This is a genomic window from Streptomyces sp. NPDC019937 (genome assembly GCF_040631655.1).
Lineage (GTDB): Bacteria > Actinomycetota > Actinomycetes > Streptomycetales > Streptomycetaceae > Streptomyces.
On sequence record NZ_JBEYAL010000024.1, the window covers coordinates 44,490 to 67,590 of the forward strand.

Here is a 23,101-nt window from a genome sequence, read left to right on the forward strand (position 1 = left end):
GCGTGCGTTCATGGGTGCGGGACCTCCGCGGGGGGTGCGGCCCAGGGGGCGCGCAGTTCGGAGTACAGAGCGAGGCGCTCCGCTCCGGCGGCGACCAGCTGGTCGATGCCGGTGACGACGCGCCGCTTCGCGCCCGCCGACGCGCCCGCACCGGGTTCGGTGCGCCAGGCGTCCGCGGGCAGCGGGACCGGTGCGGGGGCGGTACGGACCGCCTCGACGACGCGCATGAACGCGCCGGTGCGGTCCGGTGGGACGAGCAGTTCGGTGCCGTCGCGCACATGGGCCACCAGGTTCTCCAGCAGGTCGGTGCGCGCGTAGTGGGTGGTCTCGGGGGGCGCTCCCGCGCGCTCGACCCGGACCCGGTCCTGCTTGTACCAGAAGGTGATGCGGCCCTGGTCGCCGTGGACGACGACGTACGGCTCGCCGGGTTCCTCCGCGCACAGGGTGACGGCGGCGGTGACGGTGGTGCCCCAGCAGGTCCGCACGCGCAGGCAGGAGGTGTCGTCGGCCTCGATGTCGTTGGCCCGGTACAGCTCCAGTTCCAGGGCGGTGATGTCCTCGGCGCGGTCGGCGCCGTCGATGCGCAGGGCGGTGGCGACGGCGTGCGCGAGGGGGTTGGTGAGGACGCCGTCGATGACATCGCGGCCGCCCAGGGTGCGGTGCCCGGCCCAGGGGGCGCGGGTGTAGTAGTCCTCGTCGCGCGCCCAGGCCCCGGCGGCGCCGATGCCCCGTACGGTGCCGATGGCGCCGTCGGCCATGAGCTTCCGGATCGCGGGCAGGGCGTGGGAGCCGAGGGACTGGAAGCCGATCTGGCAGGCGGTGCCGAGGTCGGCGAGCCCATCGCCGAGCCGGGTGAACTCGGCGTAGGAGGGCGCCGGCGGCTTCTCCAGCAGCAGCCGCGCGCCGTGCGCGGCGGCGGTGAGGGCGAGGTCGGCGTGGGTGTGGATGGGGGTGCAGATGACGGCGATCCGGGCGCCGGTACGGGCCACCAGCGCGCCGAGGTCGCCGGACTGCTCGGGTCCGGGCTCGCCGAAGCCGTCGCCCAGCTCCGCCGCGTCGAGCGGCCGGAGTTCGCACACCCCGGCCAGCCGCACCAGCCCCTCCCCCGCCAGCCGCCGGATGTTCTCCAGGTGCCAGCGGCCGTGTCCCCGCGCGCCCGCGAGGACGACGGGTACGGGGGCGTACCCCTGATGCGTCGTGCGCATGGTTCGGACCTCCTTGCCCGCGAAACAGTGACCTGGGTCAGCCCTTGACGGCGCCCGCGCTGAAGCCGGTGATCAGCCACTTCTGGATGAAGGCGAAGACGATGACGACCGGCACCGCCGCGATCACGCCACCGGCCGCGAGGGCGCCCAGGTCGACGCTGTCGGCGCCGATGAGGGTGTTGAGGCCGACCGGGATGGTCTGCGTGTCCTGCGAGCTGAGGAACATCAGCGCGAACAGGAAGTGGTTCCAGCTGTGGACGAAGGCGAAGGAGCCGACCGCGATCAGGCCCGGCCGCAGCAGCGGCAGCACCACCGCGCAGAAGGCCCGCAGCCTCCCGCAGCCGTCCACCCAGGCCTGTTCCTCCAGGGAGACCGGCACGTTCTTGATGAAGCCGCTGATGAGGATGATGGACAGGGGCAGCTGGAAGACGGTCTCCGCGATGATCACGCTGCCCAGCGAGTTGATCATCTGGAGGTTCTTGAAGATCTCGAAGAGCGGTACGAGCATCAGCGCGCCCGGGATGAACTGCGAGGCGAGCAGGGCCAGCATGAAGCCCTTCTTGACGCGGAAGTCGAAGCGGGCGAGCGCGTAGCCGCCCGCGAGCGCGACCACGGTCGTCATCACCAGGGACGCGACGCCGACGATCATGCTGTTCTGGAAGAAGGTCCCGAAGGCGCGCTCGTTCCAGACCTTCGCGAAGTGCTCCCCGGTGACCGGCCACGGCACCAGCGAGGTCGAGCCCGCCGGGCGGAGCGCGAAGAGCAGCATCCAGTAGAAGGGGACGAGGGTGAACAGCAGATACAGGCCCAGCGGTGCGTAGATCTGCCAGCGCGGTACGCCGTCGTCGAGCGGGCGTCCGCGCCGCCTGCCGGAGGCGGCGGGCGGGACGGGGGCTGCGGGGGCGGCCTCGGACCGGTGGTCCTGTTCCGCAGTCACGGCGGTCACTTGGTGTCGCCTCCGAACTTGCTCAGGCGCAGATAGAGGATCGAGCAGAAGAGGAGGATCACGAAGGCGACGGTGGTCAGCGCGGAGGCGTAGCCGAAGTCGTGGCCGTTGATCCCGGTGTTGGCGACATACAGCGGCAGCGTGGTGGTCTGCCCGGCCGGGCCGCCGCCGGTGAGGGTGTAGAGCAGGTCGACGTTGTTGAACTCCCACACCCCGCGCAGCAGCGTCGACAGCACGATGGCGTCCTTCAGGTGCGGCAGCGTGATGTGGAAGAACTGCCGCGCCCGCCCGGCGCCGTCGACCGAGGCCGCCTCGTACAGGTCCTTGGGGATGGACTGCAGGTCGGCGAGGATGAGGATGGCGAAGAAGGGCACGCCGCGCCAGAGTTCGGCCAGGACGGCGGCCCAGAAGACGGTGCCGGTGTCGGAGAGCACGGAGGTGCCGTACGTACCGATCCCGGCGTCCGCGAGGTAGCGGCTGATGCCGGTCGACGGGTTGTACAGCAGCATCCAGATGGTGGTGGTCAGCACCCCGGAGACGGCCCACGGCGAGAAGACCAGGGCGCGGGCGATGCCGCGTCCGATGAAGGTCTGGTTGACCAGCAGCGCGAGCGCGACGCCGAGGACGAGTTGCAGCAGCACCTCGGTGACGACCCATTTGCCGCTGAAGGTCAGCGCGTCCCAGAACTGCGGGTCGTCGGTGAAGATGCGGGTGAAGTTCTCGAAGCCCGCGTAGCCGTTCCGCCAGGGCTTGGTGACGTTGTAGTTCTGCAGGCTGTAGTAGAGGACGCTGAGCATCGGATAGGCGATGAAGCCCAGCATCAGCAGCCCGGCGGGGGCGATCAGCAGGTACGGGAGGCGGCGTGGTGTCGCCCCCGTACGGCGCCGGGTGCCCCGGGGGGCGACCCGGGGTTGTTTCGCCACGGCGTCGGCCATGACTGCTACTCCGTTCTCAGGGGGAAGCGCGGAATGGAAGCGCTTTCCGTACGTCGTTCGAGATACCGTGCAAAAATTTTCCGGTCGAAAGTCGCGGGGCGCTCAGCCCGCGTACGGTTCCGGCACCGCGCCGTCCCGGGCCAGGAAGCGGAAGTCGCAGCCGGTGTCGGCCTGGGTCATCTGATCCTGGTAGAGCGCCCCGTAGCCGCGCCCGTAGCGGGGCGGCGGTGCCGTCCATTCCGCTCGGCGCCGCTCCAGCTCGGCGTCGTCCACCTCCAGCCGCAGCATCCGCGCCGCGACGTCCAGCGTGATCAGGTCGCCGTCGCGGACGAGGGCGAGGGGCCCGCCGATGTACGACTCGGGGGCGATGTGCAGCGCGCAGGCGCCGTAACTGGTGCCGCTCATCCGGGCGTCGGAGATCCGCACCATGTCCCGCACCCCCTTCTTCAGCAGGTGGTCGGGGATGGGCAGCATGCCGTACTCGGGCATGCCGGGCCCGCCGAGCGGACCGGCGTTGCGCAGCACCAGCACGGTGTCCTCGGTGATGCCGAGGCCGGGGTCGTTGATGGTGGCCTGCATCGTCTTGTAGTCGTCGAAGACGACGGCGGGCCCGGTGTGCTTCAGCAGGTGCTGATCGGCGGCGATGTGCTTGATGACCGCGCCGTCCGGGCACAGGTTGCCGCGCAGCACCGCCACCCCGCCCTCCTCGGCGAGCGGATTGTCGCGCGGCCGGATGACGTCCGGGTTGTGCACGAGGGCGCCGTCGAGCTGTTCGCGCAGGGTGGCGTGGGCGGCGGTGGGCCGGTCCAGGTGCAGCCGGTCGGTGAGCCGGGAGAGGAAGCCGGGCAGTCCCCCGGCGAAGTGGAAGTCCTCCATCAGATACCGGCCGCCGGGCCGCAGATTGGCGAGGACGGGCACGGTGCGGGCGATCCGGTCGAAGTCGTCCAGGGTGAGCCGCACCCCCGAGCGCCCGGCCATGGCGATCAGGTGGATGACCGCGTTGGTGGAGCCGCCGAGCGCGAGCACGGTGGTGACCGCGTCCTCGTACGCCTCCCGGGTCAGGATCTCCGACAGCTTGAGGTCCTGCCACACCAGCTCGACGATGCGCAGCCCGGAGGCCGCGGCCATCCGCTCGTGCCCGGAGTCGACGGCCGGGATGGACGAGGCGCCCGGCAGGGTCACGCCCAGCGCCTCGGCGGCGGCCGTCAGCGTGGAGGCGGTGCCCATGGTCATGCAGTGGCCGGGCGAGCGGGCGATGCCCTGCTCCAGCTCGGCGATCTCGCAGTCGCCGATGAGCCCGGCCCGCTTGTCGTCCCAGTACTTCCACATGTCGGTGCCCGAGCCCAGCACCTCGTTGCGCCAGTGCCCCGGCAGCATCGGCCCGGCGGGCACGAAGACGGTCGGCAGATCGGCGGTGGCGGCGCCCATGAGCAGCGCCGGGGTGGACTTGTCGCAGCCGCCGAGCAGCACGGCGCCGTCCACCGGGTAGGAGCGCAGCAGCTCCTCGGTCTCCATGGACAGCAGATTCCGGTACAGCATCGGAGTCGGCTTCTGGAAGGTCTCGGAGAGGGTGGAGACCGGGAATTCGAGGGGGAAGCCGCCCGCCTGCCAGACCCCGCGCTTGACCGCCTGGGCGCGGTCGCGCAGGTGGACGTGGCAGGGGTTGATGTCGCTCCAGGTGTTGAGGATCGCGATGACCGGCTTGCCGAGGTGTTCCTCGGGCAGATAGCCGAGCTGGCGGGTGCGGGCCCGGTGGCTGAAGGTGCGTAACCCCTCGGCGCCGTACCACCGGTGGCTGCGCAGCTCCTCCGGTCTCCTGCGCGGGCGGCCTCCGGTTGCGTGGGGGCCGCTCACAGCGCCCACCCCTGTATCAGCGCGGCCACCTCGGCTCGGTGCGGCTCCGGCAGCAGCCGGCTCGGCGGACGGACGTCGCGGCGGCACAGGCCGAGCGCGGCCAGCGCCTCCTTCACCACGGTCACGTTGTTGGCCGACTGCCGGGCGGCCCGCAGATCCTCGAACGGCCGGATCTGCTCCCACACCTTCATCGCCGCCGCGTAGTCCCCGGCGCGCAACGCGCCCAGCATGTCCAGCGACAGCTTCGGGGCGACGTTGACCAGCCCGGAGGTGAAGCCGGTGGCGCCGACGGACCAGTACGAGGGCGCGTACAGCTCGGCCAGCCCGGCCACCCAGACGAACCGGTCGAACCCCGCGTCCCGCGCGAAGGCCGCGAAGCGGGCCGCGTCCGGGACCGCGTACTTCACGCCGATCACGTTCGGGCACGCCTCGCCGAGCCCCGCCAGCGCCGCGCCCTCGATCAGCGGGTTGCGCAGGTACGGCACCACGCCCAGCTCCGGAACCGCCTCCGCGATCTCGCGGTGGTAGTCGACCCAGCCGTCCTGGGACACGTACGGATGCACCGGCTGGTGCACCATCACCATCCGGGCCCCGGCCTCCCGGGCGTGCCGCGCGGCGGCCACCGCCGTCGCCACGTCCTGCCCGACTCCCACCACCACGGCGGCCCGGTCGCCCGCCTCCTCGACGCTCAGCTCGGTGCACAGCCGGCGCTCCTCCAGCGTGAGGGCGTAGAACTCCCCGGTGTTGCCGCCCGGGGTGACGGCCCGTACGCCGCCGTCGAGAAGCCGGCGCAGCAGGGCGCGGTAGGTGTCCCGGTCGACGGCGCCCGTGGCGTCGTACGGGGTCACCGGGATCGCCACGACGTCCGCCAGCGCGGTTCTCAGCGGTGTGAAGTCCATGCGGGGCCTCTCTAGTTCTTGTTCGCGTCGGTGTCCGGGTCCGGGAAGGCCCGCTCGACGAAGGAGGAGATGTGGTGGTGCAGCGCGCGGGCGGCCCCGTCGGCATCGCCGTCGAGCGCGCGGGCCAGGATCTCCCGGTGCTCCCGCGCCTCCCGGTCCCAGGACGGCACCGCCTGCCAGGCGACGGCCGACACCAGCGCGGCCTGGTCGCGCAGTTCGTCGAGCATCCGGGTCAGCAGCGGGTTGCCGCACGGGAGGTAGAGCGAGCGGTGGAAGTCCCGGTTGGCCAGCGACCGGCCGGCCGGGTCGGCCGCCGCGTCCGACCGCTCCAGCGCGGCCCCCGCCGCCGCCAGGCTCGCCCGCGCGGTGACGGTCCGCCGCAGCGCCTCGGGCTCCAGCAGCAGCCGTACGTCGTACACGGCCCGCGCCATCGCGGTGTCGACGGTCCGCACGGTCGCGCCCTTGTACTCGCTCATCACCACCAGCCCCCGGCCCGCCAGGGTCTTCAGCGCCTCCCGCACCGGCGTCTTCGACACCCCGAACTGAGCCGCCAGCTCGGTCTCGACGAGCGGCTGCCCCGGCCGCAGCCGTCCCGTGAGGATGGCGTGCTTGACCGCTTCCAGCACGTACTGGGTACGGGACGGAATCGGGCTGGGGGCGATGTCCATGGTGTCTCTCAGATCTCACGTATCGCGTCTCATATATGACGTACGAAGTACGACGCGATGAAGTTAGGGCGGCCCCGGGGATTCGTCAACGGTCCTGACGAAACTTCACGTTCCATTGCCGGTAACGTGATCGAGGTGCTAACGGGATCCCCGACGACACGCCTGATCCTGCTGCGGGGCAACTCCGCCTCCGGCAAGTCCTCCATCGCCGCCGGGCTGCGTGCCCGCCACGGACGGGGCCTCGCGCTGGTCGGCCAGGACGCGCTGCGCCGCGACGTCCTGCGCGAGCGGGACGTCGCGGGCGGCGCGAACATCGGCCTGATCGACACGGTCGCCCGCTACGCCCTCGACCACGGCTACCACGTGGTGGTCGAGGGCATCCTGCACGCCGCCCACTATGGCCCGATGCTCGACGTCCTGCGCGAGGACCACCGGGGCCGAACCCACGCGTACTACCTCGACGTGCCGTTCGACGAGACGGTGCGCCGCCACGCCACGAAGCCGCAGGCGGCCGAGTACGGCGAGGCGGAGCTGCGCGGCTGGTACCGCCCGTTGGACCTGCTGCCGGGCGGCACCGAATCCGTGATCCCGGCGGCAAGCGGGCTCGACGAGACGGTGGACCGGATCTTGCGGGACGCGGGGCTGGGCGACCCACGGCGAACGGACTAGTCGCGCGCGCGCAACGCCCGCGAGAGCGCGTCAACGGTCACGTCCACGATGGCCAGGAGCTGTGCCGGGTTCGCCCCGGCTCTGCTCATGACGGCGAGAGACTGGTTCACGGCCGCCGCGTGTACGGCGAAGGTCTCGGCGTCCTGGTCGGTCAGCCGGCCGGCCTTCAGCGCGGCGCGCAGGCGCAGGCGCTGGAAGCCGAGGGCCTGCCTGGCGTGCGTCGCGACGGCCGGGCTCAGCACCGGAATCGCCATGGCCGACTGGGCGATCAGGCATCCATCGGGCAGTTCGGGATCGGCGATGCGCTCGAGGGTGACGTCGAAGAACGCGCGGACAGCCGCAAGGGGCTCGGAGGCCGCACACGACAGGGCGGCGTCGTACTTGTCGCCGTAGCGCGCGGCGTAGCGCTCCAGGCAGCGCAGGAACAGCGCGTCCTTGTCGCCGAGCGAGGAGTAGATCGAGCTGCGGTTCAGGCCGGTCGCCCGGGACAAGTCGTCGAGTGAGGTGTCGGCGTAGCCGGCGCGCCAGAACTGGATCATCGCGGCGTCGAGCGCCGCGTCCATGTCGAACTGCTTCTTGCCTGCCACGTGGCACTTCCTTGCCGGTGCGTCGGTGTTCCGGATGCTGCCCGTCACCCTATCTTGAACTGATTGGTTCAAGATGTGCTAGCCTTTGGGCGTGATCATGACCCGGCGTCCCTCGCACAAGGAGACAGCGCGGCAGGTCAGCACCCTCGGATTCGCGCTCGCCGACGGCCTGGCCGTCCTCCGCGCCGCAGCCGCCGGGACCTCAGGCCGGAGGACTCTCGCCCCTGGCCGCCGCCGGGACGGACCAGCACACCCCGACCCCCGATGGAGGACCCCATGACCGTCTCCGGAAGCAACCCCGTCCGCGACCTGCCCCTGCACGACCTGGCCGGATTCACCCACCGCTGGGTCGACGCGGACGGCGTCCGCCTTCATGCCGTCGAAGGCGGGCAGCCCGCCGGCCCGGCCGTCGTCCTGCTCGCCGGGTTCCCGCAAACCTGGCGGGCCTGGCGAAAGGTCATGCCCATCCTCGCCGGCCGGTTCCGCGTCATCGCGATCGACCTACCGGGCCAGGGCCACTCCGAGCGCCCGGAGCGCAGCTACGACACCCACACGGTCGCCGCCCACGTCCACGCCGCGGTCACGGCACTCGGAGTGCCGGCCTACTGGCTGGCCGCCCACGACATCGGCGCCTGGGTCGCGTTCTCCCTCGCCCTCGACCACGAAAGCCACCTGCGCGGGGTCGCCCTGCTCGACGCCGGGATTCCCGGCATCACCCTCCCGGAAACGATTCCCACCGACCCGGCCCGGGCGTGGAAGACCTGGCATTTCGCGTTCCACCTCGTGCCCGATCTGCCCGAGACCCTGCTCGCCGGCCGCGAACGGGAGTACGTCGGCTGGTTCCTGAAGACGAAGGCCCTCGATCCCGGCACATTCGACGACGCCGACCTCGACCACTACGCGGCGGCCCTCGCCGCCGACGGCGGCCTCCGCGCCTCCCTCGCCTACTACCGAGACGCCGCCGAGTCGGCGCGCAAGAACCACCAGGCGCTCAACCGGCGGCACCTGACCGTGCCCATCCTCGGAATATCCAGCAGCCACGGCTCCATCCCGGACATGGCGGCCTCCATCAGCCCGTGGGCGGACAACACCACCGGGGTCGGCGTGCCCGGCGCCGGGCACTTCATCCCCGACGAGCAGCCCGAAGCCGTCGCTGCCGCGATAGCCGACTTCATCGCCAACGGCGACTGACGCCACCCAGGGGCACGGCGGCCACGACGCCCTCGCAGCCGCCGGCCCTGGGATCGATCGCCTAGGACAGGGTGTCGGCGACCACGGACGCCGCCTTCGCGATCAGCTTGTCGTCGTGCGCGTCGTCCTCCTCGTCGCGGTTGGTCAGGACCGCCATGACGATGGGCGCGGCGCCGGGGCGCCACACCACGGCGATGTCGTTGCGGGCGCCGTAGCCGAAGCCGCTCCCCGTCTTGTCGCCGACCACCCAGCCCCCCGGCACCCCGGCCCTGATGACGTCGTCCCCGGTGGTGTTGGTCCGCAGCCACGTCGCCAGCTGGGCGCGTTCGGGCTTGCGGAGGACGTCGCCGAGGACGAAGGCGCGCAGGTCCTTGGCCAGTGCCCGCGGGGTGGTGGTGTCCCGCGTCTCGTCCGGGGTCCACCGGCTCAGGTCGGGCTCGACGCGGTCCATCCGGGTGATGTCGTCGCCGAGCCTCCTGACCTCGCGCTGGAGGGCCTTGGGCCCGCCGATGGCGTCGAACAGCAGGTTGGCCGCGGTGTTGTCGCTGTAGCGGACGGCGGCGTCGCACAGCTCGCGCAGGGTCATGCCGGTGTCGACGTGCTTCTCGGTGATGGGCGAGTTGTCGATCAGGTCGTCACGGGAGTACGTGATCACCTTGTCCATCCCGCCGAGCGAGTACCGGCGCAGCACGGCCCCGGCGGAGAGCGCCTTGTGCGTGGAGTGGAAGCCGAAGCGCTCACCGTCCCGGTAGGCCACCTCGCGTCCGGTGCCGGTGTCGATGGCGTAGAGGCCGAGCCGGGCGTCGAACTCGCGCTCCAGGTCCTTGAGTTCGCCGGTGTACGTCTTCGTGGCGGTGGCGGACGCCGCGGTGGGCGACGAGGCCGTGGCGGTGCCCTGCCCGCAGGCCACGAGCGGGACGAGGGCGAGCGCTGCGAGAGCGCCGAGTGCGGTGCGGCGGGCACGGGTGAACCGCATGGGGGACCTCCAAGGGCCGTTGTCGGGCGGTGAGTTGCGAACACCTTCGTGGCCGGGCACTCATGCGGTCCAATACCCTCACGCGCCACTTCATGCCGATCTGGCATAGGGTTCCGGGTTGTGGATCTCGTCGGGGCATGCCGTGCGTTCGTCAGCGTGAGCGAGTACGGCAGTTTCACCGTGGGGGCGGCGGCTGCCGGGATGTCCCAGCCGGTGGCCAGCCGTCGCGTCGCCGCCCTGGAGGAGCGCTTCGGTGAGCCGCTGTTCGAGCGCACGTCGCGGCGTGCCGTGCTCACCCCGTTCGGGCGGGACATGCTGCCGACGGCCCGGCAGCTCGTCCAGGCGGCGGACGTGCTGCTCCACGAGGCCGAGGCCGTCAAGCGCAAGCCGTGGCGGCTCGCGGTGCCCGGCATCTGCACCACGGCCGGTCTCGCCCGGCTCGTCGCCGAGGCGCGGGGGCTCGGCGTCACCCTGGACCTCCGGGTCGCGGCACCGGCGCGGCGCGCGGAGCTGATCCACACCCAGCACGTACATGCCGCCCTGCTCACGGTGGTGCCGGACGACGCCGCGTGGTCCGTGCCGCTCGGGCTGGCCGGTGCCGCGGATCCCGGGGTGCGGCGCGTCTACCTGGAGACGCTGCGGGTCGGCCGGGCCTCCTCCGGCCCGGCCCGGCGCGTCTGGATACAGCCGGAGGACGACGTGCCGCACATCCGCGATCCGCTGACCCGGCTGCGCGACGCGGTGGGCCTGTGGCCCGCCCAGCTCGTCACCGCGACCGACCTGACCACCGCCGTGGCGGAGGCCCTGCGCACCCACGACGTGCTGCTGTGCTCGCCCGCGCAGGCCGCGGAACTCGGCCTGCACTGGAGGCCCGTGGGCGAACTGGCCGGCCTCACCCGCGGCTACGCCCTCGTCTCCGCGGAGGGCAGTCCCCAGCACATCGAAGCACGCCTGGGCGAGGCCATAGCCCGCTGCCTGGGCACCGAGACCCGGCGGGTGGCCACGTGAACACCGAAGCACTGCTCCACGACGTACGGCAGCGGCTGCACGACGGCGGCCTGCGCGGCTGCCTGCTCGTACGGGACCTGCACACGGGCGAGGAGCTGGGCATCGACCCGGACACCCAGCTGCCCTCGGCCTCCCTGGTCAAGGTCCCGCTGGCGCTGGCGACGGCGGAGCGGGTCCGGCGCGGCGAGCTGGACGGGGCGACGCGGCTGGACGTGCCGCCCGGGCGCGTCACCACGCCCGGCCCCACCGGGCTGAGCCGCTTCCGCCACCCGGCGCGGATCGCGGTCGACGACCTGCTGTACCTGAGCACCTGCCTGAGCGACGGGGCGGCCGCCGACGCGCTGTTCGGGCTCACCCCACCCGCCCAGGTCGCCGACATCCTCCACGAGCTGGGACTGCGCGGCATCACCGTCCGGCACACCGTGGACGAACTGTCCGACACCCCCGTGGAACGCTTCGACACCGCCCAGGTCCACCTGGCCCACGCCCTGGCCATCGGCGCCGGTACGGGCGGCCGCGGCCACCGGGTGCCACAGCTCGACACGACCCGCGCCAACACGGGCAGCGCCCGCTCCTACGTCGACCTGCTCCAGGCCCTGTGGACCCCGTCGAAGATCCACCCCGAGGTGGCGGAGCGCGTACGAGACCTCATGGCCCACAACGTCCTGCGGCACCGCCTGGCCCCGGACTTCAGCTCGGACGCCACGAAGTGGTCCTCCAAGACCGGCACCCTGCTGAACCTCCGCCACGAGGTGGGCGTGGTCGAGCACGCCGACGGCCAGTCCTTCGCCATCGCGGTCCTGACGGAGTCCGAGGTACCGGCCGCCGTCCAGCCCGGCGCGGAGGCCCTGATGGCCCAGGCGGCCCGCACCCTGCGCGACCACTTGAGGCAGCTCTAAGACTTATCCCGTATGTGTGTACGGGAGCGGCCGGTGTGCGGTCGTGTCGTTCCGGCGTGGGCCTTGGGCCGCTGTGGTGCGGGTCGGGTCTCATCCGGGGTTGCCACGGTGCGGGGTCCGGCATTTCGCCGAGCAGAGGCCGTCCGTTGCCGGGGAAGGGTGTTCCCGCGGGGTTCGGCTGCCGCGCGGGTCCAGCCCAAGGGCGCGGACTTCGGTGCGGTTGACTCGGTCAGGGCTTCTTGCAGCCCTTGGGTGAAGAGGATCTGGGCGGTGCGGGCGCGGGTGTGGTCCAGGCGTGCGGTTGTGGGGACGTCGGGGTCGGTGAGGGTGGTGAAGGCAGCCAGGGCAGCGGAGACCAGGTCACGGTCGCCTTTCAGCCCGCAGCCGCCTTCGGCCGGGTCACAGTGATGGGTACGTTGCCGCAGGGACTTGGGTACGCGTCGGCCGCACAGGCAATGCTGGGACAGGGCAGTGGTGAAGGTCGAGACGCGCAGGAGCCGTCCGCCGGCGTGCGTGCACTCGGCGGCGAGTGCGGTGATCAGCCGTCCGGGAGTGGTGGCGGAGCAGGCGCGGCCCCACAGGCTGAACCAGGTGCGGATGTCGCAGTCCTCGATGGTCAGGTTCGGGCCGTGGGCGGCGACCAGAGCAGCGGCGATCTTCTTCGCGCGGTGATGGGAGGCCTCGGCCGCGCTCGCGGCCGCGGTACTGTGCCGCGCCCGCAGATTGCGGTAGCTGGTGCTGAGCGTGTCACGGCGGTAGGCCTGTTGGGGTTTTCCGGTCGTGGTGGTGCGCCGGGGTCCGGTCGGGACGGTGACGGCCTTGGGGGGCAGACCTGCTGCCTGCCGGTGTTCGTCGCGGGCCTTTTGACGCCGGGAGCGCTGGTACTGCTGGGGGTTGGTGGCGCGGCGCGAGCGGTCAAGGGCGCGCTGGCGCCTCCGGGCCTTGGTGCGCCCTGCAGCCAGGGCGTGTTGCTCCTGCTCGGTCAGGGTGATCCGGTCGGAGCACACGCCGCCGTCATCGGGGTTGAGCGTGGTGGGGAGGGAGACGACGGCGAGGTTGGAGACGTTGCCGTCCACTCCGCCCACGCGCTGCCCTGTGGCGGCCTGCCGGCGCCGGGTACGGGTGGTGGGGGAGGCGTAGCCGGGGGCCAGGATCATCAGATGGGCCTCGTAGGCCCATCCGCCCGGGGCGGCTGGATCCCGTCTGCGGACCAGGTCGACCTTGTGCCACTGGCTCGGGTCGTTGAGGTAGTGCAGCAGATAGGGCCAGCGTCCGGCGCCCTGCGGCAGTCGCACTGGAAGGATGATGTCCCCGCCTCCGGTGGGTCCTCCGGCGAAGACGAGGGTCAGCGGTCCGGTGTGGTCGAACCAGGTCGCCGCCCTGGCGCGGGGGCGGCCTGTGGTGTCGGTGGTCCCGGTGGGGATACGGCCGGTGGGCCGGGCGGGGGCGGGCATGCGGCGCGGCTGGGCCAGCACTCGCATGCCCGGCAGGAGCCGGGCGGCCTGGGCGGGGGTGGTGACCGATGGTGGCAGTGCGGGGTGCTGGAAGGTGTCCAGGTGTCCGGCGAGGGTGCCGTGGAGGCGGAAGGTCTCCCATTTGCGGTCGGTGGTGTGCGAGCGTGCCCGGCCCGGGATGCGGGTGTACTCCCACCATGTCCCGGTCCTGGGGCGTCCGGCCCGCCGCCCCGACGCGTCCGGGTGCAGGTGCCGGGCCACACCGGCCCACACCTCGTCGGCCTGGTGCATCACCAACGCCTTCGACACATGATCGCTCAGCCACCCCGACCGCTCCAGATGCCGATACGCGCGCCGCTCCAGCCCGGTGCGGGACAGGCCAAGTTCGGCCCGCCAGGCCTTCACGCCGTTCTCGCGCCGCACGTCACCGGCCCAGTAGACGTCCACCACATCCCGCGCATCACGCTGCAGGGCACGTTTGACCTGCCACATCGCCGAAAACAACTGCTCGACCCGGCGGCAGGCATCCGCATCGCCGACGACCAGCGGCAGCCGGATCACCGACATCGGCGCGTCCTTCGCCCGCCGCCACACCTCACCCCGGTTCGGCCCCCGAAACCGCCGCCCCTCCCCAGGAGCAGGAGCAGCCGGTGATCGACCCGCCACCTCTTTCCCCCTCTCCCGGACCAGCGTCAGCGTCAGCGTCAGCGTCAGCGTCAGCGTCAGCGTCAGCGTCAGCGTCAGCGTCAGCGTCAGGCATAACGTCGTGAAGTCTGTTCGAGTTACGGTCAGTTGTATGGAACTTCGTCTCGCCACCTGCCGTTCAGCTCAGTTGAAGGCGTGGACGGGGCTGTCCGGGCCGCAGATGCATGCCCTGATCACCGTTTGTGGCGGTGCCGCCCGGACAGCGGGTGCGGGCGGCCCTGGTCACTTGCCTTCGGCGACCGGGTGCTGCTGGTCGTCCTGGGCTACCGCACCAAGCCGCCCACCGACCGGCGGGAGCTATGGCTGGCGGACGGCACCCTCATTCCGGTGCACGACCAGAGGAAAACGAAGAAGTCGAAGAACTACCGGCGCAGCGTGAACGTGCAGATCGTCTGCCGGGCCCACGACCGCCGTATCGTCGCGGTCGGTGACACCTGGCCGGGCAACCGCAACGATGTGGTGGTCTTCCGGGAGACCCTCGGCAGGACCCTGCCCGATCACCCCCGCCTGTCCGGCGACGGTGGTTATCAAGGGATCGAGCGGATCCGCTCGCCCCGGCGCGAACCTGACCGGAAGATCATCAAGGACCGGGCCTACCGGCGGTTCCGCAAGCGCCGCGCCGTCGCAGAGACATCTCTTAGGCGGGCTGTGATCACGCCTGGACGGTCGGGCGCACGTTGATCTCGCCGATCTCGACGTCATCGGGCTGCTCGACGGCGAAGGCCACCGCGCGGGCGACGGCCTCCGGCGGGATGCCCACCGCGGCCATGTTCTCGCGCGTCAGCTCCCGCAGGTGCGGGTCCGCCATGGAGTCGGCGAGATCGGTGCGGACGTATCCCGGCGAGATGGCCGTCGTACGCACCACCCCGTCGGTGGACTCCGTGCGCAGCCCCTCATGGATGGTGCGCACCGCGTTCTTGGTCGCGGCGTAGACCGCCATCGAGGGGGACACGCCGGACAGGCCCGCCACGGAGACGATGCTCACCAGGTGGCCCGCCCCCTGCTCGCGGAAGACGGGCAGCGCGGCGGCGACGCCGTTGAGCATGCCGCGCAGATTGACGTCGATCATGGCCGACCACCCTTCGGTGTCGAGGTCGGCCAGCGGGCTGATCGGGGCGATGCCGGCGTTGTTCACCAGGACGTCGATACGGCCGTACTGGCCGGTGGTGGTGGAGACCAGGCGCCGCAGGTCCCCGGCCCGGGTGACGTCGACGACGCACGTGGCGGCACGGCCCCCGGCCTCCCGGATGTCCCGCGCTATCGCGTCGATGCGCTCGCCGCGGCGCGCCGCGAGGACGACCTCGGCGCCGCGCCCGGCGAGCAGACGGGCCGTGGCTTCGCCGATGCCGCCGCTCGCCCCGGTGATGGCGACGACCTTGCCGTGCAGAGAGAGCACTGCTGCCTCCAAAGTAAAGTGGACACGTGTCCGCAGCGGGGTTCACCCTACCGGACACGTGTCCACTTGTCGCAGACGGAACGCCAGGAGAGACAGATGAGCGCGCCAGCACGCCGTCCGGACGCGGCGCGGAACCGGACCCGCATCGTGGAGGCCGCCCGCGCGGCCCTCGCCGAGTCCAGCCACGTCCACCTCAACGAGATCGCCAAGCGCGCCGGTGTGGGACAGGGGACGCTCTACCGCAACTTCCCCAACCGCGAAGCGCTCCTCGCCGAGGTCTACCGGCGCGACGTCGAAGCGCTCGTGGCCGCCGCCCCCGCGCTGCTGGCGGAACACGAGCCGGTGGAAGCCTTGCGTCACTGGCTCGACCGGGTGATCGACTACGCCGAGATCAAGCACGGCGTCCTGGCGGCGCTCGAACCGGCGGCGTGGCAGGACCTCGTCGCCCACAGCCACAACCCCATCGAAGGCGCCCTCGGTCACCTGCTGGACGCCGGGCAGGCGGCCGGTTCCCTCCGCACGGACGTGGACGCCCACGGGGTCCTGCTGCTGATCGCCTACCTCGGCCGGCTGGACCGGGACGCGTGGGAATCGACGGCACGGCCGCTGATGAGCGTCATCCTCGACGGCCTCCGCCGACGCGACGCGGACCGGTGAGGGCCCATACGGCAAGACGGGACACCCCAGCCCCTCCGGCGCTCAAGGAGCGGGTTCAGGGCCCCCACCCCCAGCCCCTCCGGCGCCAGAGCAGCCGCGCCCCGGGGGGCGGAGATACCCCAGCCCCTCCGGCGCCAGAGCAGCCGAACCCGGGGCGGGGACACCCCACCACCCAGCCCCTCCCGCACCTGAGCAGCCACGCCCGGGGGGCGGAGATACCCCAGCCTCTCCGGCGCTCAAGGAACGGGACCCAGAGGCGGAAATGCCCCACCCCCAGCCCCTCCGGCGCTTGAGGAGCGGGGTCCAGGGGCGGAGCCCCGGCGGGGGTGTGGGGGCGGAGCCCCCCACCCGGGGCCGGGGCGGAGCCCCGGAGCGGGAAGGGGCGGGGCGGGGAAAGGTCACCCCAGCCGGGCCAGCGCCTTCCGCACCTCCCCCAAGTCCCCATCCGACGCCAACCCGGCGTGGTACAGCCGGATCTCATCCGCGCCCAACTCCACCGCATGCGCCGCGTCATCCACCAGCGCCGACGGCCGGCCCCCCATCCCCGCCACCACCGTGAAGTTCGCGGCGAGCACCGTCCCCTCCCGCCGGTGCGGGACGAACGGCGGGAGGACGGCGGCGCGCACCGCCCCGTCACCGGTGCACGGCAGCACCACCCCATCCGCGTGCGCCAGCACATCCGCCGGGTCGACGCCCACGTTGGCCCCCACCCCCCGCCGGTTCGGCACCGCGTGCAGCAGCACCTGGAAGCCGGCCGGGGCCGCGGCCCGTACCGCCGCGACGGCGTCCCGCTGCAGCCCGCTCGCGACCCCGTCCCGCCACGCCGAGAAGACCCCGGCCACGTCCGCGTCCAGGGCCCCGGGGGCGGGCTCCCCGGCCCACACCGGGGCCAGCGCCCGCCGTACGGCCCCGCGCAGCTCCCCCGGGTCCGCGCCCAGCCCCTCGTAGCCCGCGCAACAGCACTCGCAGAAGCACAGCGACATCAGGTACTGCGCCTCGTCCCCCAGCCCCACGCCCCCGATCTTGTCGTGGGCGTGCAGATGGGCGAGCCCGTACCACCCGCAGGACTCCAGCTCGACGCCCAGCGCCCCCGGCCGCGCCGACGCCTCGGCCGCCAGGTCGACCAGATACTCCCGCACCTCGGGCCGCCCGATGCACGGCGCCCACGGATACCGGTCCCCGTACGCGTTCCGTACGGAGGTGCCCGGATGCTCGTCCCCCATCCGCGAGTTGTGGGCCAGCACGACCCACGCGTGCACCTCCAGCCCGGCCCCGGCCAGCGCCTCCGCGGCCTCGCCGAAGGGGTCGGCCCCGGCCACCCACGCCTGCTCGTACGGCCGCAGCGTCCGCCCGGCCCACCGCTCCGCGTCCGGGGGGTACAGCACCGCCGCGTGCCGGGCGGTCACGATCCGGTGTTCGGGGTGCCGAGGGGTCAGGGCCCGCGTCGAGTGATAGGCCGAGGCCAGGGTGACCTGCCGTACGCCCAGGTCGGCGATGCGCGCCGCCGCGTCCGGATCCCCGACCACATCCCAGGGATAGACGAAAGCAGAGGACTTCATCGCGCCCCGCCCTCCCCCACCAGCTCCATGCCCCGCTCGATGAGCCCGGCCAGCTCCTTCACATGCGCCGCGCTCGGCTCGCTCAGCGGCGGCCGCACCTCGCCCACGTCCAGCCCGCGCAGCCGCACACCCGCCTTCACCAGCGATACGGCGTATCCCCGCCCCTGGTTCCGCAGTTCGACGAGCGGCCGGAAGAAGCCGTCCAGCAGCCGGTTGACGACGTCGTCGTCCCCGGCCGTCAGCGCACGGTGGAACGCCAGCGCGACCTCCGGCACGAAGCAGAAGACGGCGGACGAGTAGAGCGTCACCCCGATCGACCGGTACGCGAGCCCGGTCAGCTCGGCGGTCGGGAGCCCGTTGAAGTACCGGAACCCCTCGTCCGCTCCCGCCTCCCGCACCGCGCTCACGATCCGCTGCATCAGGTCCAGGTCGCCGAGCCCGTCCTTCAGCCCGATGATCCCCGGAACCCGCGCCAGCCGCACCACGGTCTCCGGTGTGAAGACGGCGTTGTCGCGCTGGTAGACGACGACGTCCAGCCCGGTCGCGCCCGCGACCGCCGTGTAGTGCCGGACCAGCCCCTCCTGGTCCGCGACCACCAGGTACGGCGGCATGGCGAGCAGCCCGTCGGCCCCCGCCCGCTCCGCGAGCTTGGCGTACTGGACGGCCAGCGCCGTCCCGTACCCGGCGCCCGCGACGACCGGCACCCGCACCCCGCCGGCGGCCTCGACCGCCGCGGCCTCCTCGACCGCCACGGTGACGCAGTCGTGGAATTCCTCCGGCGTCAGCGCGTGGAATTCCCCCGTACCGCAGCACGCGAAAACGGCCCCCGCGCCCGCTTCGATGCCTCGGCGCACGTGAGTGCGGTAGACCTCGAGGTCGAGGGCACCATCGGGCCCATAGGCGGTCACGGGGAAGAACAGCAGTCCGTCAAGGCGCTCGGCGAGTGACGATGCCGAGGTCGAGGGGGCTGTGGTCACGGGCTCTCCCTGTCGAGTACGCCGACCCCCGCCGGCCCAGCCGTGCGACCGACGAACCGAATCGTGCACGTTTCTGATCGGCATCTATATTCATGAACGCGGACACCGTAAGGCAGCCGTCGCGTACGGGTCAAGGGGCCACGCGCGGATCGATCACCCTTGACGCCACCCCCCACACTCCCTAGGTTGTCCATACATCTGAACCAGATGCACATATACGTCCCGCCAGGCGTCCGTGTCCGTAACCGTACGGAGGAGATCCGCCCATGTCCGCGCCCGCTCCCCGCACCATCCTCCTCACCGGCGCCGCCGGCGGCATGGGCACCCTGATGCGCGAGCTGCTGCCCCCGTACGGCTACGAGCTGCGCCTGCTCGATGTCGCCCCCATGCCCGACGCCCCGGACGCGATCATCGCCGATCTCGCCGACAAGGACGCGCTGCGCCAGGCGGTCGAGGGCGTCGACGCGATCATCCACCTGGCGGGCATCTCCCTGGAAGCCTCGTTCGAGAAGATCCTCGCCGCCAACATCCAGGGCACGTACAACCTGTACGAGGCGGCCCGCGAGGCGGGCGTCCGCCGGATCGTCTTCGCCTCCAGCAACCACGCGGTGGGCTTCACGCCCCGCCCCGCCGGCGACGACGCCCCGCTGATCCCGATCGACACCCCGCGCCGCCCGGACACGTACTACGGCATCTCCAAGTCGTTCGGCGAGGACCTGGCCTCGTACTACTGGGACAAGCACGGCATCGAGTCCGTCGCCATCCGCATCGGCTCCTGCTTCCCCCAGCCGACGAACGTGCGGATGCTGTCGATCTGGATGAGCCCGGCCGACGGCGCCCGCCTCCTGCACGCCGCCCTCACCGCGCAGGACGTCGGCTACACCGTCGTGTACGGCAGCTCGGCCAACACCCGCCTGTGGTGGGACCTGTCCTCAGCGCGGGCGCTGGGCTACGACCCGCAGGACGACTCGGAGCCGTACGCCGCGAAGCTCATCGCCGAACAGGGCGAACTGGACCCGGCCAACCCCGACCACGCCCACCTGGGCGGCGCGTTCTGCACCAACCCGCCGATCTGGCCCCACTAAGGGGGTCTTGTGGATCACGCCAGGGCCAGGAGGCTGACGGCCACGGCGGCGGTGCCCAGGCCGACGAGCTGGCCGCGGTGGACGCGTTCGGCGAGGACGCCGCGGGCGAGGAGGACCGTACCGGCCGGGTAGAGGGCGGTGATCACGGCGACGACGGCGAGGTCGCCGCTGCGGGAGGCGAGCAGGAAGAGGAGGTTCGCCAGGGAGTCGAGCACGCCCGCCGTCGCCGACATCGCGTACGCGGGCCGCTCGGGGCCCAGCTTGCGCCGCATCAGCCCGGCCGCGGCCAGGGTGACCGTCGAGGCGACCGTCCGGCCCACGATCAGCGGGGCCACGCCGCTGTCGGAGGGGGCCTGGTGCAGGCAGATGAGCTGGACGGCGATGGCGGTGCCCGCGCCGAAGCCGAGCAGCAGCGCGGTACGGGATGGGCGCGCCGAACCCGCGCCGTGGCCCGCGCTGACCAGCACGACCGCGATCAGCGCGAGGGGCAGGCCCACCAGCCCGGCGGTGCCCAGGCGCTCCCCCTGCGACAGCCCCACCGCGACGGGCAGGGCGGCGGACACGAGGGCGGTCAAGGGCGACAGCACGTTCATCGGGCCGATCGCCAGGGTGCGGTAGAGCAGGGCGAACGCGGCGGCCGAGGCGACGCCCGACGCGACACCCCAGCCGAGGACGCGGAGGCTGAACGAGGCGCCGAGCACCGGCCACAGCAGCAGCTCGATCGCGAGGCTGGCCGGGGCCGCGACCATCACGGTGCGCAGCACGTGGGCCTTGCGGGCGCCGAGGCCGCCGAGGAAATCGGCGCACCCGTAGGCGAGTGAGCTGCCCAGGGCCAGCAGCAGAGCGATCACGGCACGTCCCTCTCGTCATCGGAATGACCAGACCGTACGGGGGACCGACCGGGTTCTGTCAAATATAAGCGACTGCGCGGTGCATCGTGATGAACCTACGAGGGGTCGGAATGCCGGGGCGGGAGCGAGGGTTGTGCTGATCATGACTCAGAATCCGGGACCCAGACCCCTCTCCGACGACGCCGCCTCCGCGCTGCTCGCCGCCCAGCAGTTCGGCACGCTCGCCACCGTCAAGCGCAGCGGCCACCCCCACCTGACCACCATGGTCTACGGCTGGGACCCCGACGCCCGCATCGTGCGGTTCTCCACCACGGCGGACCGGGTCAAGGTCACGCACCTGCGGCGCGAGCCCCGGGCGGCGGTGCATGTGCAGGGTGGCGACCCGTGGTCGTTCGCCGTGGCGGAGGGGGAGGCCGAGGTCTCCGAGGTGACGACGACTCCGGGGGACGCGGTGGGGCGGGAGCTGCTGGGGATGCTGCCGCACGCCGCGAAGCCGGAGGACGAGGACGCGTTTCTGGAGCAGTTGGTCGCCGAGCGCCGGGTGGTCGTCCGGCTGAAGGTGGACCGGCTGTACGGGACGGCGCTGGACTTCGACACCCCCTAAGTGCCGTCGGCGGTGATCATGGCGGGCATCGGGCCGTCCGGGCGGACCGTGAAGCCGAACACGGTCGCCGGCGGGGTGGACCGGAACGCGGGGGTGAAAGCGGGCAGGAGGTGCCGCAGCAGCTCGGTCGTCTCGCGCATCGCGAACTGCGCGCCCAGGCAGGCCCGGGCCCCGAGACCGAAGGGGTAGTACGCGCCCTGCTGGGAGGAGCGGTCCACTCCGGCGAACCGCGTCGGGTCGAACCGCTCGGGGTCCGGCCACAGGGCCGGGTCGCGGTGGGTGAGGTAGGGGCAGACGAAGATGTCGGTGCCCGCCTCCACGCGGTAGCCGATGAGGGTGTCGTCCTCGGTGGCGTGCCGGGGGATCAGCCACGCCGACGGATAGAGCCGCATGGTCTCGGAGACGAGGGCGCGCAGGGCGCTCTCGCGCTCGGGCGAGCCCTCGGGGCCCGCGTCCAGGGCCCAGCGGCGGGCCTCGGGGTGGCGGTCGAGCAGCAGGTACAGCCAGGACAGGGTGGTGGCGGTGGTCTCGTGCCCGGCGGCCATCAGCGTGACCAGCTCGTCGCGGATGAGCTGGTCGGTGTATTCGGGCCGGGTCTCCCCGGCGTCCACCAGGACGCGCAGCACGCCGGGGCCGTCCGGGCCCGCCTCTCCCCGGCGGGCGGCCGCGATCGCGCGTGCGGCGACGGCGTCGATCCGCGCGAGGTCGGCGGCCACGGTGGCGCGCAGCGCCTCCATGTCGGCGGAAGCGGAGGGGGTCGACGGGAGGGCGGCCCCCACGGCCTCGACGGCGGCCAGCTCGCGGTGGGTGGCCTCGTCGAGGGGGTGGCCGGTGAGGGAGCGCCAGATGGTGTCGAGGGCGAAGAAGCGCAGGTCCTCGGCGACGTCGGTGGGGGCGCCGGTACGGGCGGCGGCCGCCCAGCGCTCGGCGGCCCGGCGCGCGGCGGCGGCGATGCGCTCCTCGTAGCGGCGGATGCCCGCCCCGGTGAACTGGGCCTGGAGCAGGCGGCGTTGCCGCTTCCACGCCTCCCCGGTGGCGGAGAGCACCCCGTCGCCGACGAGTACCCGCGCCCGGTGGGAGCGCTTGACGTAGCGGTCGGGGTGCAGGGCGAGGACGTGCCGCACCGCCTCCGGGTCGGTGACCAGCACGGTGGGGCGCGGCCCGAGCCGTACGGCGCTGACCCCGCCGAGTTCGCGCGCGAGGGTCAGCAGATCGACCACCGCCCCCGAGGTGGCGCGCCACCGTTTGACGGCGTCCGGGTCCAGTTCGGGGACGGGGGCGCCGTGCGGGGCTGTGGTGGCCAAGGTGCTCTCCTGCTCGCTCGATGGGCACTGGGTACAACGGCGCCCGGTACGACGAGGGAGCGGGCTCCCGGGTCAGCGTACTGTCACCGGTTACGCCTTGGGGCCCTGTGCGGCGACGGCCTCGACCCACGCGTCCACGGTCGTCACGGTCGCCTGACGCGGGAACACCTTCTCGGTGAGCACCCGGTGCACCTCCTCGTCGGTGTCGGCGCAGCCGTCGGCCAGCACGGTGAGCCGGTAGTCCAGGTCGGCGGCCTGCCGCAGCGTTGACAGCACGACACCGCTGGTCGCGACGCCGGTCAGGACGAGATCGGTGATGCCCTGGGACCGCAGGACCATCTCCAGGTCGCTTCCGGCGAAGGCGCTGATCCGCTTCTTGGTGATCACGGTCTCGTCGGGCCGGGGCTCGACGTCCGGGTGGATCGCGGCGCCCGGGTCCACCGGCGTGAACGCCCCGGACTTCCCCAGTCCGCTGAACGCCATGTTCCGCTCCGACACCTCCGGGTGGCCGGACCGGAAGCCGACCACGACGTGCAGCACCGGAATCCCGGCGCTCCGGGCGGCGTCGACCGCGCGGGCCAGGCGCGGCAGGTAGTCGGGGGCGGCGATGCGGCCCACGATGCCGTTCTGGATGTCCATCGCGAGCAGTGCGGTGTTCGACATGGTTGAGCC

Annotated in this window: 23 protein-coding genes; 8 read left to right on the forward strand and 15 right to left on the reverse strand. The window is 72.4% G+C overall.

The window, feature by feature from the left end; translation table 11 throughout:
• Positions 1-8: 8 nt before the first annotated feature.
• The 6 genes from ABZ562_RS23960 to ABZ562_RS23985 form a co-directional block, all read right to left on the reverse strand.
• On the reverse strand, positions 9-1,205 hold the full coding sequence (locus ABZ562_RS23960) for a Gfo/Idh/MocA family oxidoreductase (protein WP_361483194.1): 1,197 nt from the start codon (positions 1,203-1,205) through the stop codon (positions 9-11).
• Positions 1,206-1,242: 37 nt separating this feature from the next.
• Entirely contained in the window at positions 1,243-2,151 is a 909-nt protein-coding gene (locus tag ABZ562_RS23965; protein ID WP_361483197.1) for a carbohydrate ABC transporter permease, read from the reverse strand.
• The gene (locus tag ABZ562_RS23970) at positions 2,148-3,086 is read right to left on the reverse strand and encodes a sugar ABC transporter permease (protein ID WP_361483200.1); all 939 of its coding nucleotides are present in this window, start codon (positions 3,084-3,086) and stop codon (positions 2,148-2,150) included. The genes ABZ562_RS23965 and ABZ562_RS23970 overlap by 4 nt, the downstream gene beginning before the upstream one ends.
• A 102-nt stretch (positions 3,087-3,188) precedes the next feature.
• Positions 3,189-4,940, reverse strand: coding sequence for an L-arabinonate dehydratase (gene araD / locus ABZ562_RS23975; RefSeq protein WP_361483203.1), 1,752 nt, complete (start codon positions 4,938-4,940; stop codon positions 3,189-3,191).
• Positions 4,937-5,839 carry a dihydrodipicolinate synthase family protein gene (locus tag ABZ562_RS23980; protein WP_361483206.1) on the reverse strand — a complete coding sequence of 301 codons (903 nt, stop codon included), beginning with the start codon at positions 5,837-5,839 and terminating at the stop codon, positions 4,937-4,939. Before ABZ562_RS23980 ends, araD begins: the two co-directional genes overlap by 4 nt.
• An 11-nt stretch (positions 5,840-5,850) precedes the next feature.
• A complete protein-coding gene (locus ABZ562_RS23985) occupies positions 5,851-6,507 on the reverse strand; it encodes a GntR family transcriptional regulator (RefSeq protein ID WP_361483209.1) in 657 nt (218 codons plus the stop codon).
• Between the two features lie 135 nt (positions 6,508-6,642).
• Here ABZ562_RS23985 and ABZ562_RS23990 point away from each other — a divergent pair, with 135 nt between their 5' ends.
• Positions 6,643-7,176 (forward strand): kinase, encoded by a 534-nt coding sequence (locus tag ABZ562_RS23990; RefSeq protein WP_361483212.1) that lies wholly within the window; start codon positions 6,643-6,645, stop codon positions 7,174-7,176.
• On the opposite strand, the gene ABZ562_RS23995 is transcribed toward ABZ562_RS23990, so the two are convergent.
• Complete coding sequence (locus tag ABZ562_RS23995; protein WP_361483215.1) at positions 7,173-7,763, reverse strand: TetR/AcrR family transcriptional regulator; 591 nt, start codon at positions 7,761-7,763, stop codon at positions 7,173-7,175. The two genes, ABZ562_RS23990 and ABZ562_RS23995, sit on opposite strands and share 4 nt — an antisense overlap.
• A 276-nt stretch (positions 7,764-8,039) precedes the next feature.
• Between ABZ562_RS23995 and ABZ562_RS24000 the strand changes: the two genes are divergently transcribed.
• Complete coding sequence (locus tag ABZ562_RS24000) at positions 8,040-8,954, forward strand: alpha/beta hydrolase (RefSeq protein ID WP_361483218.1); 915 nt, start codon at positions 8,040-8,042, stop codon at positions 8,952-8,954.
• Positions 8,955-9,015: 61 nt separating this feature from the next.
• Here ABZ562_RS24000 and bla read toward each other — a convergent pair whose 3' ends face one another.
• Entirely contained in the window at positions 9,016-9,930 is a 915-nt protein-coding gene (bla, locus tag ABZ562_RS24005) for a class A beta-lactamase (RefSeq protein WP_361483221.1), read from the reverse strand.
• Between the two features lie 120 nt (positions 9,931-10,050).
• Here bla and ABZ562_RS24010 point away from each other — a divergent pair, with 120 nt between their 5' ends.
• Complete coding sequence (locus ABZ562_RS24010; RefSeq protein WP_361483224.1) at positions 10,051-10,938, forward strand: LysR family transcriptional regulator; 888 nt, start codon at positions 10,051-10,053, stop codon at positions 10,936-10,938.
• Positions 10,935-11,837, forward strand: a complete 903-nt coding sequence (locus ABZ562_RS24015; protein ID WP_361483227.1) for a serine hydrolase — start codon at positions 10,935-10,937, stop codon at positions 11,835-11,837. The genes ABZ562_RS24010 and ABZ562_RS24015 overlap by 4 nt, the downstream gene beginning before the upstream one ends.
• Here the strand turns inward: ABZ562_RS24015 and ABZ562_RS24020 are convergent.
• A complete protein-coding gene (locus tag ABZ562_RS24020; RefSeq protein WP_361483229.1) occupies positions 11,834-13,858 on the reverse strand; it encodes a transposase in 2,025 nt (674 codons plus the stop codon). The two genes, ABZ562_RS24015 and ABZ562_RS24020, sit on opposite strands and share 4 nt — an antisense overlap.
• Positions 13,859-14,176: 318 nt before the next feature.
• Between ABZ562_RS24020 and ABZ562_RS24025 the strand changes: the two genes are divergently transcribed.
• Entirely contained in the window at positions 14,177-14,677 is a 501-nt protein-coding gene (locus ABZ562_RS24025; protein WP_361483232.1) for a transposase, read from the forward strand.
• On the opposite strand, the gene ABZ562_RS24030 is transcribed toward ABZ562_RS24025, so the two are convergent.
• Positions 14,649-15,392, reverse strand: coding sequence for an SDR family oxidoreductase (locus ABZ562_RS24030; RefSeq protein WP_361483235.1), 744 nt, complete (start codon positions 15,390-15,392; stop codon positions 14,649-14,651). The two genes, ABZ562_RS24025 and ABZ562_RS24030, sit on opposite strands and share 29 nt — an antisense overlap.
• Positions 15,393-15,488: 96 nt before the next feature.
• Between ABZ562_RS24030 and ABZ562_RS24035 the strand changes: the two genes are divergently transcribed.
• A complete protein-coding gene (locus ABZ562_RS24035; protein WP_361483238.1) occupies positions 15,489-16,049 on the forward strand; it encodes a TetR/AcrR family transcriptional regulator in 561 nt (186 codons plus the stop codon).
• A 398-nt stretch (positions 16,050-16,447) separates the two neighbouring features.
• Here the strand turns inward: ABZ562_RS24035 and ABZ562_RS24040 are convergent, their stop codons facing one another.
• A complete protein-coding gene (locus ABZ562_RS24040) occupies positions 16,448-17,608 on the reverse strand; it encodes a hypothetical protein (protein WP_361483241.1) in 1,161 nt (386 codons plus the stop codon).
• Positions 17,605-18,585, reverse strand: a complete 981-nt coding sequence (locus ABZ562_RS24045; RefSeq protein ID WP_361483244.1) for a 5-dehydro-4-deoxyglucarate dehydratase — start codon at positions 18,583-18,585, stop codon at positions 17,605-17,607. Before ABZ562_RS24045 ends, ABZ562_RS24040 begins: the two co-directional genes overlap by 4 nt.
• Before the next feature lie 266 nt (positions 18,586-18,851).
• On the opposite strand from ABZ562_RS24045, the gene ABZ562_RS24050 reads away from it, so the two are divergent.
• Complete coding sequence (locus tag ABZ562_RS24050; RefSeq protein ID WP_361483247.1) at positions 18,852-19,670, forward strand: NAD(P)-dependent oxidoreductase; 819 nt, start codon at positions 18,852-18,854, stop codon at positions 19,668-19,670.
• Between the two features lie 14 nt (positions 19,671-19,684).
• Here ABZ562_RS24050 and ABZ562_RS24055 read toward each other — a convergent pair whose 3' ends face one another.
• Positions 19,685-20,521, reverse strand: a complete 837-nt coding sequence (locus ABZ562_RS24055) for a DMT family transporter (protein WP_361483250.1) — start codon at positions 20,519-20,521, stop codon at positions 19,685-19,687.
• Positions 20,522-20,663: 142 nt separating this feature from the next.
• On the opposite strand from ABZ562_RS24055, the gene ABZ562_RS24060 reads away from it, so the two are divergent.
• Positions 20,664-21,125 (forward strand): TIGR03618 family F420-dependent PPOX class oxidoreductase, encoded by a 462-nt coding sequence (locus ABZ562_RS24060; protein ID WP_361483253.1) that lies wholly within the window; start codon positions 20,664-20,666, stop codon positions 21,123-21,125.
• Here ABZ562_RS24060 and ABZ562_RS24065 read toward each other — a convergent pair.
• Positions 21,122-22,429, reverse strand: coding sequence for a cytochrome P450 (locus ABZ562_RS24065; protein WP_361483256.1), 1,308 nt, complete (start codon positions 22,427-22,429; stop codon positions 21,122-21,124). The two genes, ABZ562_RS24060 and ABZ562_RS24065, sit on opposite strands and share 4 nt — an antisense overlap.
• 90 nt (positions 22,430-22,519) lie before the next feature.
• Positions 22,520-23,092 (reverse strand): isochorismatase family cysteine hydrolase, encoded by a 573-nt coding sequence (locus ABZ562_RS24070; RefSeq protein WP_361483259.1) that lies wholly within the window; start codon positions 23,090-23,092, stop codon positions 22,520-22,522.
• Positions 23,093-23,101: the final 9 nt, after the last annotated feature.

What these genes read in the sequence shown, in the direction of transcription:
- ABZ562_RS24070 (WP_361483259.1), bottom strand. Translation starts at nt 23,092, where the DNA reads ATGTCGAACACCGCACTGCTCGCGATGGACATCCAGAACGGCATCGTG.
- ABZ562_RS24040 (WP_361483241.1), bottom strand. Translation starts at nt 17,608, where the DNA reads ATGAAGTCCTCTGCTTTCGTCTATCCCTGGGATGTGGTCGGGGATCCG.
- ABZ562_RS24050 (WP_361483247.1), top strand. Translation starts at nt 18,852, where the DNA reads ATGTCCGCGCCCGCTCCCCGCACCATCCTCCTCACCGGCGCCGCCGGC.
- ABZ562_RS24020 (WP_361483229.1), bottom strand. Translation starts at nt 13,858, where the DNA reads ATGTCGGTGATCCGGCTGCCGCTGGTCGTCGGCGATGCGGATGCCTGC.
- ABZ562_RS24035 (WP_361483238.1), top strand. Translation starts at nt 15,489, where the DNA reads ATGAGCGCGCCAGCACGCCGTCCGGACGCGGCGCGGAACCGGACCCGC.
- bla (WP_361483221.1), bottom strand. Translation starts at nt 9,930, where the DNA reads ATGCGGTTCACCCGTGCCCGCCGCACCGCACTCGGCGCTCTCGCAGCG.
- ABZ562_RS23980 (WP_361483206.1), bottom strand. Translation starts at nt 5,839, where the DNA reads ATGGACTTCACACCGCTGAGAACCGCGCTGGCGGACGTCGTGGCGATC.
- ABZ562_RS23970 (WP_361483200.1), bottom strand. Translation starts at nt 3,086, where the DNA reads ATGGCCGACGCCGTGGCGAAACAACCCCGGGTCGCCCCCCGGGGCACC.
- ABZ562_RS23960 (WP_361483194.1), bottom strand. Translation starts at nt 1,205, where the DNA reads ATGCGCACGACGCATCAGGGGTACGCCCCCGTACCCGTCGTCCTCGCG.
- ABZ562_RS24000 (WP_361483218.1), top strand. Translation starts at nt 8,040, where the DNA reads ATGACCGTCTCCGGAAGCAACCCCGTCCGCGACCTGCCCCTGCACGAC.
- ABZ562_RS23985 (WP_361483209.1), bottom strand. Translation starts at nt 6,507, where the DNA reads ATGGACATCGCCCCCAGCCCGATTCCGTCCCGTACCCAGTACGTGCTG.
- ABZ562_RS24060 (WP_361483253.1), top strand. Translation starts at nt 20,664, where the DNA reads ATGACTCAGAATCCGGGACCCAGACCCCTCTCCGACGACGCCGCCTCC.